Raw genomic sequence first — 12,616 nt, forward strand, 5'->3', positions numbered from 1 at the left:
GGGGAGGCTCATCTTCCGGGGCTATTGTAATCTCCATCCATACCGCTGAAGGAGCAGCACCATAAGATGCCATGAGCAGCGGAGCTACCTTGAAATAAACGATTAGCGTTTAGGTAACATTTTTCAAAAGATAAATTTGGAGGGGTTATACATCATGCAGGAACAGGATATGGGCAAGCGCGCCATGGTCTCAGCATGGATCAGCCTGATTAGCAACATCCTATTAACCGGCATTAAGATTATTACAGGACTTATGTTCAACAGCAAGGTGCTGGTGGCCGATGGTGTGCATAATGCCGGAGACGTGATTGCCTCTGCAACGGCACTGGGAGCGATGCGCATATCCAGCCAGCCGCCGGATGAGGATCATCCTTATGGTCACGGCAAAGCAGAAGTGATCGGTGCAAGCGTGGTGGCGGTCATATTGTTCGGAGCGGGCATATTTATCGGCTATCATTCGATTGCAGCACTGTTCGAACCGATGCCACAGGAGCATATACTGGCATTGGTGGCCGCCATTATTTCCTTGCTCTGGAAACAGTGGTTGTATATCTACACGATTCGTATCGGGAGAGCGGCCAATAGTCAGGGTCTTATTGCAACGGCAAAAGATCATCTCGCTGATGTGTACGCCTCTGGAGCTGCTGTACTGGGTATCGGCTTAGGGCTGATTGGGGAGCACTGGAGCATTTCAATCTTATCCTACGGCGACCCTATTGCGGGATTCGTAGTGGCATTGCTAGTTCTGAAATTGGCGTGGGAAATGGGCCGTGAATCCATAGATGTGCTTATGGAAAAAGCGATTGCAACGGAGGAAATTGAAAGCTACGCCGCAGCCGCACTGAGTGTAGCCGAGGTTCAACGTATTGACCGTATCCGTGCCCGTGAGCACGGCCATTATATCATCGTGGATATCCGCGCTTCAGTGGATGCCTCTTTGACGATTCAGCAGGGACACGATATTATCCGACTGATTAAGGGGGCTGTTATGAAGCGGGAACCGCGGGTTTATGAGGTGCTTGTCCATTTGAATCCATGGTATGCGGACGACCACTAGAACAGACGACGTGAATTGACAGATAACTTGCAGGGAGGGTATGCTTTTAAAAGCCGAACGATGATGAATAAAAGCGAGGTTACCCGAAAATATGCGAAAGCTTTTAAAATGGTTAGGCATTTCTGTGACTGCGGCGGTTCTTTTAGTGGGCGGATATTATACGTATTCTATATATCATTTTACGAATCAAATTTCGGTTGCTTCCGGACAGGATTCGAAATACAAACCGCAGGCACAAACTCAAACCAATGTACAACCTGTAGAGGTATCGCTCCCACCGGAATGGGATGGGACAGAAAGAGTGAATATTCTGCTGCTAGGCGGCGACTCCCGTGGAGAGGATTCAGGGCGTTCTGACTCCGTTATGGTTGCTTCTATTGATCCGGTTACGAAAAAGGCTACACTTATGTCGATTCTTCGTGATACGTACGTCAATATCCCAGGTCATGGGCAAAGTAGATTGAATGCTGCTTTTTCCTACGGTGGACCGGATTTGACCAGACAGACCGTGAGCGACCTGTTGGGGATACCGATTCAATATTATGTATATACTGATTTTAATGGCTTTATTGCGCTGGTTGATTCTGTAGGTGGTATTGACCTGGATGTCGAAAAAGATATGCACTATACCTCCAAGGCAGATAAACACCAGTTTGATATTGATTTGAAAAAGGGAATGCAGCACATGGACGGTAAAACAGCCTTGCAATATGTACGCTTCCGTCATGATGCGACTTCCGATTTTACGCGTACGGAGCGGCAGCGCAAATTCATTACCGAGCTTGGCGGTAAAATTCAGTCAACCTCATCTCTAATTAAACTCCCGAGTATTTTAAATAGCATTTCTCCTTATATTGAAACGAATCTCAGTACTACGGAAATGCTGCAATTGGCTTCATTGGGCTTTAATATCGATGCAACAACAGTAGCGAAGCAGCAAATCCCGCCGAATGAATTGGTGCGCGGGGAAACCATTAAGGGTGCGCAGGTGTTGGGTGTGGACGAAAGAAAGCTCAAGCGCTTTATACAGAATCTTTTTGAACAGGAGAACAAACCTGTGACCACGACGGTGAATGCTGCAACCACGATAAATGATACTCCATAACCATCAAAGCAAGCGAAGTTCGTACGATGACGTACAACTTTGTTTGCTTTGATGGTTATTTGGGTATAACCTTGTATATTTTGTTCCAAAAATATATCGTAACTATGAAGAATGTATACTCAATTGTGTAAAGAGAAGGGGAATGTGGTGTGGAAATAACTCCGGCATGGAAAGACCGATTCAAGAAGTTTTTTCTGAACAACAAGTTTGTGTTATTCCTGCTGGTACTGCTGCTGATCGGCTTGAATATCTTGGTGCTTACCAAAATTTCATACATATTTACACCTGTCATGGTGCTGCTGAAAACGATAATTCTCCCTGTCATTTTATCCGGCGTGTTGTACTATCTGCTCAATCCATTGGTTGATGTACTGGAGCGCAATAAGGTGAAACGAATATACTCCATTATTGTACTGTTTTTGCTCATTATAGGGGTTATTGCGATTGTGGCTACATCGGTGGTACCTGTAATCCGCGATCAAATACAGGGGCTTATCCAGAATTTCCCTGCCTATAGCGAGCAAGTACAACGACAATTCGAGAAACTGATCGGCAGCGATTTTGTAAACCAGTTCCAGAACACCATTCAAATTAATCCATCTGAGCTGGCCTCCAAAGCTTCTGAAAAGTTATCTAGCTTTATTAATAATGCATGGACGGGTGTGGGCAGCTTTTTGGGCGTGGTTACAGAAACGGTACTTGCGATTGCCACGGTTCCATTTATTCTGTTCTACTTGCTAAAAGATGGACACAAGCTACCACAGTTTATCCTGAAAATGCTCCCGCCTATGTTTCGTAAAGAAACAGATCGCATTATGACCGAGATGAACCATCAGGTCAGTTCCTATATTCGTGGGCAGATTATTGTCAGCTTCTGTATTGGGGCGCTGTTGTATATTGGTTACCTAATCATTGGATTAGACTACTCTCTGACGCTTGCAGTCATTGCATCCTTTACGAGCGTTGTCCCCTACTTAGGTCCCGTCATTGCCATTACACCTGCGTTAATTGTAGCCTTGGTCACCTCACCGATCATGCTGCTCAAGATGGTTATCGTATGGACAGTCGTACAGCTCATTGAGGGTAAATTTATTTCTCCACAAATTATGGGCAAATCTCTTCGAGTACATCCGATCACGATTATCTTTGTTATTCTGACGGCAGGCAATTTGTTTGGTGTGGTGGGAATCGTACTGGCGGTTCCAGGTTACGCTGTCTTGAAAGTAATCGTTACACATCTGTACAGTTTCTTTAAAAAGCGTTCGCATCTCTATGAGGCGGATAAAGTGAACACAAGTCTTTACGAAAAATAAACTTTTCCACTATAAAATCGATATGGACCCCTCTTGGGTAACTGTGGCTTTGCGTGCTATAATTAATGTCTATCCTTATTCCAAAATAGAAAGGTCAGACTTTTATGATAAAACTCAGCATTCTTGACCAATCTCCGGTATCGGAAGGTATGACGCATGCGCAGGCATTACAAAAGACCGCTGAGCTTGCTATAGAGGCGGAACGCTTGGGTTATCATCGTTTTTGGGTATCAGAGCATCATTCTGCCGCAAATCTTGCAGGCTCCAGCCCGGAGGTACTGATTTCACATCTGGCCGCCCGGACCTCAACCATTCGAGTGGGGTCGGGTGGTGTGATGCTGCCTCATTACAGCGCTTATAAAGTAGCGGAAAACTTCCGTGTGCTGGAGGGGTTGTATCCGGGACGCATTGATGTGGGTCTGGGACGAGCGCCTGGAGGAATGCCCATTGCTACCAGAGCGCTGCAAGAAGGCAAAATGCGAGGTGGCGTAGATCTATACCCTGAGCAGTTGGATGACCTGTTAGCTTATTTACATGACAGCACAGGTAATGATCACCGTTTCGGTTCGCTACAGGCGATGCCGCTCATAGAAACTGTACCGGAAATGTGGTTGCTCGGCTCCAGCGGTGATAGCGCAGGTCTGGCAGCCGAGCGTGGCGTGGGCTTTGCGTTTGCGCAGTTCATTAATGGTGAAGGCGGCACAGGTGCTATGAAGGAATACCAGGAAAGCTTCCAGCCTTCCCAGCATAGTGTCCGACCGCGTTCGCTTGTTGCCGTATTTGCGATCTGTGCGGATACCGAAGAGGAGGCGAATCGGTTGGCTTCCAGTATGGACTTGTCTCTTGTTCTATTAGAGCAGGGAATGCGCTCCGTTGGAACACCTTCCGTCGAAAAGGCACTGGCGTATCCGTATACGCCGTTCGACCGGATGCGTATTCGTGAGAATCGCAAACGTATGGTGGTCGGTTCGCCCGAACAGGTGAAGCGTCAGATTGAGCAATTAAGTAAGGACTATAATGCACAGGAGATCATGGTTGCGAGCATTATTCATGACTTTGATGCCAAAATAAAATCCATACGTCTCATGGCTGAAGCATTTGGACTGTCTTCTGTACAGTCATAATGCGATTCGCCGGATTTAAAAGATCACAGCTTCGAGGAGCTGTGATCTTTTTTTGAATTTTTTGAGGGAATATTGGATGATATGCACTGTATGATATAGGAAATAAACCAGTTAACACTTGATAATGATTATCAATATCTTTATTATATAAAGATAGAATGAAGTTTTGATGAAAGTCGTGCGTTAAGCCCGTGACTATATATATTGGATAAGGGAAAGGGATGATTCCAAATGTTTCGTCTGAAAACGGCAAATCTGGATATTGCTTATGAAGATCGATTGATTGTAGAAGATCTGAACGTAGAAATACCGCAAGGGAAAATCACAGCCTTGGTGGGCGCAAATGGTTCTGGCAAGTCCACCATTCTGAAGACGATGGCTCGCATCATGAATCCTAAGGGCGGCAGTGTTCTGCTTGACGGTAAATCCATTCATAAGCAATCCACCCGGGAAGTAGCTAAGCAGTTGGCTATTTTGCCACAAAATCCGACTGCACCGGAAGGATTAACCGTGACGGAACTGGTATCTTACGGACGTTTTCCCTATCAAAAAGGTTTTGGTTCCATGAAAGCGGAAGATCGCAAAATGGTGGAGTGGGCCATTCAAGTAACGGGAATGAGCGAGTTCCACGATCGTCCGATTGATCAGCTTTCTGGCGGCCAGCGTCAGCGTGCCTGGATTGCTATGGCGCTTGCGCAGGATACGGATATTTTGTTTCTGGATGAGCCGACGACATTTTTAGATATGGCGCATCAACTGGAAGTGCTGCATTTGCTAGAGTATCTGAATACTTCGGAGGAGCGCACCATTGTTATGGTCGTGCATGATTTGAACCATGCCGCCCGGTATGCTCAGCATATGATTGCGATCAAAAAAGGGAAGGCCGAGGCGGTAGGAACTCCAACTGAGGTTATGTCCCCTGATGTGCTGCGTGAGGTGTTCGGGATCGAAGCGGATATTGTAACAGATCCTCGTACGGGTGTACCGCTCTGTCTTCCGTATGCTTTGGCTGGACAGCCTGCGGTAAGCCAAGCAGTAAAAGAAATGAATATGGAAGATAAGCAACCTGTGGGTTCTGTTGCTGAGCGACGTGATGCTAGAGCACAAGTAGCGGCAAGAGGTTAAAGAGGACATACCATGAGACCACTGGATCACGATCAACTTGAGCAACTAGCGAAAATAGTGAGAGTCACGCCGGAGGATGCAGTATATTCCGGGCCAGTGGCCGAATGGCTTGAACCAGAGAAAATCCGCTCTGTGATGGAGTATTACGGCGATCTTCTGCGTGCTGAAGACGATTTAACCGCAGCCGTTTATTTTGTGAACCAGTTGCGTGGTCTCGTGTTTGCACAGCATTTTATGGTGTCACTGTGTGAACGCCGTTTGGATCTGTCCGTTTCTAATCTCAGATTTCATATTTGTTATGAAGGTCAATATCCCTCTATTAGCCTCCAGGTCATCGACCTCACAGAGCTGGACAATACGCGGAACAATGGGGATGACCCTTCTTCCGAACAAGCTCAGCAAGTGTTACGTGACTTTTACAGTTTGCAGATGCGGCCCATATTGGAGGCAATAGCTGCAGTGGGAAGCGCATCTATTGGGCAAATGTGGGGACAGTTTCCGTTGACATTGCTGTATTTTAAGGATAGAGTACAGCCATCGTTGACTGATCCTCAGGATGTGGAGCGCTTTGAACAAGATTATATGTATGTGACACGTGAGCTGAAGGGAGAGGTATTCGGGCGTAAAAGAAATCCGTTTACGGTTCGTCTCATTGAATTGGACAATCCTTACCGTCCCGGTGAAAATACCTACATGAAACCGTCCTGTTGCCAATATTACAAGACAGGTGGAGGCCAGCGGTATTGTTATGCTTGCCCAAAAATGTCCGCTTCCGAACGCGAAGAACGCAGACTCGAAGTGATGGCATCACGGTAAAGTATCTGCGGATGTTGGCATGTCCGTCACGTTTTGGTTAAAATAGGTTATGTAACCTAAACCAAGCGACACGAAGGAGGATGCTGTATGTCTGTCTATTCACATAATGCCGTAACACCAGCGAATCAGGAGGTTTCTCTGGATACTTACACCGGTAAGGTGCTGGTTATTGCGAATACCGCCAGTAAATGTGGACTTACTCCGCAATATGGGGATTTGCAAAAGCTTTATGACGAATATAAGGATCGGGGATTAGTTGTATTAGGCTTTCCTTGCAACCAATTTGGCGGTCAGGAGCCGGGCAGCAGCGAGGAAGCGGCTGAATTTTGCCAACTGAATTACGGGGTTAGTTTCCCGGTATTCGCCAAAGTGGACGTCAACGGACCAGATACAGCGCCTCTGTTTGAATATTTGAAAAAGCAACAGCCTGGAGAACAGGAAGATGGAACAATTCAGTGGAATTTCACGAAATTCATTGTGAATCGTGAAGGTGTACCTGTGGGTCGTTTTGAACCGAAGGAGTCACCAGAAGCGATGAAAGCAGCCATTGAGCAATTGCTATAGTAGCTTTGCCTTAACTCCAAAGTATATGTTTAAAAAGGTCTGATTTCCTGCGTGTCTCCGGGAAACGGACCTTTTTTTGTTCTCTACATGTGCATTTGTTTAAGGGGGGGCGCATCATGTGAAAGTCGATTCCAAGGGCATAATCAGGGGGCTTACAGGGAAAACTGAATGGAGCAAAAAAATATTTCAGCAAACCGTTGATTTTGTATATCCTTTTTTTTTTTTAATGTGGACAAATTGTGAATATCACGAAAAGCTATTGTAATGTGAAAAATATCACACTATAATAAGCGCATGAAGTGAAATAAATCACAAACGCAAACGAGCTGTTTACGTGAAACTATTCACAATTATTATACATTTTATGCCCACACACCAAGGAGGAATTTAACATGAAAGTAGCAGTTATCGGATGTACACACGCAGGCACGGCAGCTATCGTCAACACAGCTAAATGTTATCCAGATGCAGAAATTACCGTTTACGAGCGTAATGATAATATTTCATTTTTATCTTGTGGTATTGCGCTGTATGTAGGTGGTGTCGTCAAAGATCCACACGGCCTGTTTTATTCGTCTCCAGATCAACTGTCTGACTTGGGTGTAGTGACCAAGATGCTTCATGAGGTAACGAGTGTGGATACGGCAGGCAAGACGCTGCATGCACGTAATCTCCAAACAGGTGAAGAATTTACAGACACATTTGATAAATTAATTGTGACCACAGGATCATGGCCCATTATTCCAAAGCTGGAGGGCATTGAACTTGATCATATTTTGCTCTGTAAAAACTATAATCATTCCAATGATATCATTGAGAAAGCCCAGCACGTACAGAACATTACAGTCGTCGGGGCTGGATACATTGGTGTTGAACTGGTAGAAGCTTTCCAAATGAACGGTAAAAACGTAACGCTGATCGACAGTGCTGATCGTATATTGAATAAGTATTTGGACCATGAGTATACAGACCGGATTGAAAGTTCCCTGAAGGAACATGGCATTAAGCTGGTACTTGGCGAGACGGTGAGTCGTTTTGAGGGTACGAACGGTAAGGTGAGTAAAGTCGTGACCTCTAAAGGAGAATATGAGACAGAGCTTGTTATTCTCTGCATTGGTTTCCGACCTCAAACGGATCTGCTCAAAGGTCAGGTAGATATGTTGCCTAACGGTGCGATCATTGTGGATAACTATATGCAAAGTAGCTGCCCGGACGTGTTTGCAGCAGGTGATAGTTGTGCAATCCGCTATAATCCGACAGGTAAAACGGCTTATATCCCTTTGGCAACCAACGCAGTTCGTATGGGTACGCTGGTAGCACGTAATCTGGTACAACCAACGATTGCCTACATGGGAACCCAAGGAACTTCGGGTATCAAAATTTACGAAGACAATATCGCAGGAACAGGCTTGACGGAAGCGGCGGCAACGGACGAAGGCATGACTGTAGAAGCTGTAACCATTGAGGACAGCTACCGGCCTGAATTTATGCCAACCTCCGAAAAGGTATTACTGAAAGTGGTATATGAGCAGGAGACACGAAGAATTTTGGGGGCTCAAATTATGTCGAAGGTGGATTTGACGCAATCCATTAACACGCTATCCGTAGCCATTCAAAATCATATGACCATTGACCAGTTGGCCTTTGTCGATTTCTTCTTCCAGCCGCATTATAACAAGCCTTGGAATTTCCTGAACGCGGCAGGTTTACAAGCATTGCCTACAATATCCGAACGAAACCCAGTTACTGTATAATTCGGTTTGTCTGTGACATTGTTCATAAGTTTGTCAACAATCTGAGGCGTACGGACGAATCCTTATAGTACAATATAGAGTAGCATAAGGATCAGGGGGGAAGTAGCTTATGGGTTTGTTTTATATCCTTTTTCTTGTAGTCGTGGCGCTGGTAGGCCTCGGTGGAGTTATTTGGTTCTTGAGAGCAATTGAAAAGGAAGAATACAATTAAATGTAAAGCGCGTAGTAGCGCAGTAGATGTAATAATACAGAAAGACAGTCCTTTTTCCAAGGGCTGTTTTTTTTATAGTTAAGAAAGTGATTTTTTTCACAAACATAATCACTGATTTTAAATAAAATATGAAAGAAGAATATTTTAGTGAAAAGATATTAAAGGAGCGGGGACATATGGCGAGCTATAAACCGGGGCAAATTGCCGAAAAGACGGTGGAAACAGGAGTGGCCAAGGCGAACAACCCGTGGACTGTGGCGGTGGTACTGGGATTTTTGGCAGGTGCATTTATTGCACTCGGGTTTTTGCTGGATATACGTGTTATTGCAAGTGCGCCTAAAGAATGGGGAAGCATTGCCACCTTTATTGGAGCAGCGGTGTTCCCTGTAGGTCTGGTATTAGTTTTGATCGCCGGCGGAGAATTGCTGACCGGCAATATGATGGCGGTCCCTTTGGCGAGATGGGCAGGACGGATTAAGACAGGAGCCATGCTTCGTAATTTGGCGATTATTACGCTCAGTAATTTTGCAGGTGCGTTATTCGTTGCATTTTTCTTTGGGCATGTGCTGGGTTTGACAGAAACGGGCCCTTACCTGGACAAAGTGGTGGATATGGCAGGACATAAGCTACATGAAAGCTTTTTGCAGTCTTTTATATCGGGTATAGGATGTAACTGGCTCGTAGCACTGGCTGTATGGCTGGCATATAGCACAGACTCTATCGGTGGCAAAATCATGGGGATTTGGTTCCCGACAATGGCCTTTGTCGCTATTGGATTTCAGCACGTTGTTGCCAATATGTTTCTCATTCCGGCGGCTATTTTTGCAGGCCACTTTTCATGGGCTGATTATGTTATGAACTTCATTCCGGTCTGGCTGGGGAATTTGGTAGGAGGTAGCCTGTTTGTGGCTGGAGCCTACTGGTTGGCCTATTTGAAAAAGCCTCAAACCAACGCACTTCCAGTGAATGAATCTCCAACTACTTCTTCGGTTGTATCAAAACCGTTAAGTGATCATGCTTAATGACGTTACTTTGAGCAGAAATGAACAAAGCAAATCCGCCATGACAGGCCCGGGGGAACGAAATCTGTCATGGCGGATTCTTTTGGGAGTGGTCCATGATTTGGCATGGAGGATGAGTGTGCTCTCGTCCCATAATGCCTTGATCTCTTTTACCCTCGGTAAGATATGATGAAACAGGATGTCGAAAAAAATTATGATTCTAAAAAAAATCCGTTTTGCTCTATGCAGCAGACGGATTTTTTTAATATTTTGGAGAGCGGCTGTGTGGGAAAATCCTTCTCTTGCCATAGGCCAAAGCTGTGGATATGATAAGATCAGTGTAATTTTTGGAAACGGTAACGGAAAGGAGCATCAACACTATGGATCATCGTAATAGCGCGCCTCCTGAGGCCACGCTTCAACAAGACTTACAAATGGGGCAGCGGATGACGGAGCAGCAGGACGGTATTTTTCCAGCTGTATGCCCGTTAGATTGCCCGGATACGTGTGGGCTCCTGCTTCACAAGGAAAATGGAAAGATAGTCAAGGTGACTGGGAACCCGGACCATCCTATTACCAAAGGGGCTATTTGTAACAAAGTTCGCAATATGACGGAGCGGGTATATGATCCTGATCGGGTGCTCTATCCGTTGAAACGTATAGGCCCCAAAGGAGAAGGAAAATTTGAACGTATTAGCTGGGAGGAGGCAGTCGATACCATTACAGGTCGGTTCAAGGAGCTGATACGTATGGACGGACCGGAATCTATTCTCCCCTACAGCTTTTATGGCAATATGGGCGTATTGAGTGTGGATGGAATGGACCGCCGATTTTTTAATGCGCTGGGTTCAAGCCAACTGGATCAGACGATATGTAGCGTGGCAGGGAATGAAGGCTGGGCGTCCGTTATGGGTTTTAAGGGCGGCACCAGCCCGGAGGACACGGAGGATGCAGACCTCATTATTGTGTGGGGTGGAAATGTCATTAGCACCAACATGCATCAGGTCGTTTTGGCTGAGAAAGCACGTAAAAAAGGTGCTAAGGTGGTCGTTATTGACGTTCATCGCAACCGGACGGCGCAATGGGCGGATTGGTTCATTCCGTTATATCCGGGGACGGATACGGCGCTCGCGCTGGGTGTTATGAATGTGCTGTTCGCTCAGGGACTGACGGACGACGAATTTTTACATCGCTACACGGTAGGCCATGAGGAACTGCGCGAGCATGTTAAGACATATACACCAGAGCGAGTTTCACGGATTACCGGCGTACCGGAAGCGGATATCATCCGTTTGGCGGAAATGTACGGAACTGCGCGAGCAGCGTATATCAATATCGGCAATGGGCTTCAGCATCATGATAATGGCGGTATGAACGTACGTGCGGTTACATGCTTGCCTGCGCTCACTGGACAATGGCTGAAGCACGGCGGGGGAGCGTCACGCTCCAATGGCGCTTACGCCAAAATTAACGGTGCCCATCTGGCGCGTCCTGATCTGCGACAGAACCCGGATGCCCGGGTGATCAACATGAACCGGATCGGAGAAGCGCTGCTACAGAAGGAACAGCCGATTAAGGCTTTATTCGTATACTGCAGTAACCCGGTAGTTGTAGCTCCCGATTCGGAACGGGTGACTAAAGGATTTGAACGAGAGGATTTGTTCACAGTCGTTCATGACCTGTTTCTTACGGATACGGCCCGTTATGCCGATATTGTGCTGCCTGCAGCGTCTTCCTTTGAAGGTACAGACCTATATAAATCCTACTGGCATCACTATGTCCAGATGCAGGAACCCGTCATTGCTCCACTCGGGGAAAGCAAAAGCAATTATGAGCTGTTTAGCCTGCTCGGACGGGCTATGGGCTTTGACGAAGCTGCCTTTACGGAAAGTGAAGAGGACATGATTGTGGGCGCGCTTGATAATTCAACGAACCCTTATCTCAACGGTGTAACTTTGGAAGCCTTAAAGAAGTCACCTTTTGTAAAGCTCGATATGACGCCAAAGGCTACTTATTTGGATCGTTTAACCACGCCTTCAGGCAAGATTGAGTTGTATTCGGAAAAAATGAAACAAGCAGGTCTGCCCGCGATGCCTTCTTATGTGCCGCTGATTGAAGGGTACGACGGAGAGCATCGACCGCAAGCGGACGAGCGGTATCCATTAATGTTTATTTCACCGCCAAACCATAATTTTCTGAATTCTACTTTCGCTAACTTGCCCAAGCATCAGCGACTGGAGCGGGAGCCCTTGCTACAAATTCACCCGGAGGATGCTCAGACAAGGGACATCGCGGATGGGGACCCGGTTACCGTATGGAATGATCGGGGGATGTATGAGCTGAAAGCCAAAGTCACCGATCTGATGCTGCCCGGTACTGTGATTAGCCAGGGATTATGGTGGGAAGGCAAAGGACGCAGACAGCGTGTCAATGTGTTAACCTCTGATCGGCTGTCGGATATGGGACAGGGGGCTACTTTCTTCTCAACGGTGGTGAATGTGAAGCGCCAATGAGATTATGCCTTCTATGGCGTCAGATGCAAAAGG

At 46.3% G+C, this 12,616-nt stretch carries 10 protein-coding genes; all 10 read left to right on the plus strand.

The window, feature by feature from the left end:
- The first annotated feature begins 154 nt into the window (after positions 1 to 154).
- Positions 155 to 1,057, plus strand: a complete 903-nt coding sequence (locus C1T21_RS04415; protein ID WP_013312377.1) for a cation diffusion facilitator family transporter — start codon at positions 155 to 157, stop codon at positions 1,055 to 1,057.
- A 91-nt stretch (positions 1,058 to 1,148) separates the two neighbouring features.
- Positions 1,149 to 2,162: an LCP family protein gene (locus tag C1T21_RS04420; protein WP_103047372.1), complete on the plus strand. Its 1,014-nt coding sequence runs from the start codon at positions 1,149 to 1,151 to the stop codon at positions 2,160 to 2,162.
- Between the two features lie 149 nt (positions 2,163 to 2,311).
- Positions 2,312 to 3,475: an AI-2E family transporter gene (locus C1T21_RS04425; RefSeq protein WP_103047373.1), complete on the plus strand. Its 1,164-nt coding sequence runs from the start codon at positions 2,312 to 2,314 to the stop codon at positions 3,473 to 3,475.
- A gap of 104 nt (positions 3,476 to 3,579) precedes the next feature.
- Positions 3,580 to 4,599 carry an LLM class flavin-dependent oxidoreductase gene (locus tag C1T21_RS04430; RefSeq protein WP_103047374.1) on the plus strand — a complete coding sequence of 340 codons (1,020 nt, stop codon included), beginning with the start codon at positions 3,580 to 3,582 and terminating at the stop codon, positions 4,597 to 4,599.
- 231 nt (positions 4,600 to 4,830) lie between these two features.
- Positions 4,831 to 5,724, plus strand: a complete 894-nt coding sequence (locus C1T21_RS04435; RefSeq protein ID WP_025722201.1) for an ABC transporter ATP-binding protein — start codon at positions 4,831 to 4,833, stop codon at positions 5,722 to 5,724.
- A gap of 12 nt (positions 5,725 to 5,736) precedes the next feature.
- Positions 5,737 to 6,540 (plus strand): (2Fe-2S)-binding protein, encoded by an 804-nt coding sequence (locus C1T21_RS04440; protein ID WP_103047375.1) that lies wholly within the window; start codon positions 5,737 to 5,739, stop codon positions 6,538 to 6,540.
- 87 nt (positions 6,541 to 6,627) lie between these two features.
- The gene (locus tag C1T21_RS04445) at positions 6,628 to 7,104 is read left to right on the plus strand and encodes a glutathione peroxidase (RefSeq protein ID WP_039271605.1); all 477 of its coding nucleotides are present in this window, start codon (positions 6,628 to 6,630) and stop codon (positions 7,102 to 7,104) included.
- A gap of 392 nt (positions 7,105 to 7,496) precedes the next feature.
- Complete coding sequence (locus tag C1T21_RS04450; RefSeq protein WP_069290565.1) at positions 7,497 to 8,858, plus strand: FAD-dependent oxidoreductase; 1,362 nt, start codon at positions 7,497 to 7,499, stop codon at positions 8,856 to 8,858.
- Positions 8,859 to 9,245: 387 nt separating this feature from the next.
- Complete coding sequence (locus C1T21_RS04455; protein ID WP_103047376.1) at positions 9,246 to 10,091, plus strand: formate/nitrite transporter family protein; 846 nt, start codon at positions 9,246 to 9,248, stop codon at positions 10,089 to 10,091.
- A 359-nt stretch (positions 10,092 to 10,450) separates the two neighbouring features.
- A complete protein-coding gene (locus C1T21_RS04465; protein WP_103047377.1) occupies positions 10,451 to 12,583 on the plus strand; it encodes a molybdopterin-containing oxidoreductase family protein in 2,133 nt (710 codons plus the stop codon).
- The last annotated feature ends 33 nt before the right edge of the window (positions 12,584 to 12,616 follow it).

The sequence above is a fragment of the Paenibacillus sp. F4 genome (assembly GCF_002894905.1).
GTDB lineage: Bacteria > Bacillota > Bacilli > Paenibacillales > Paenibacillaceae > Paenibacillus > Paenibacillus polymyxa_B.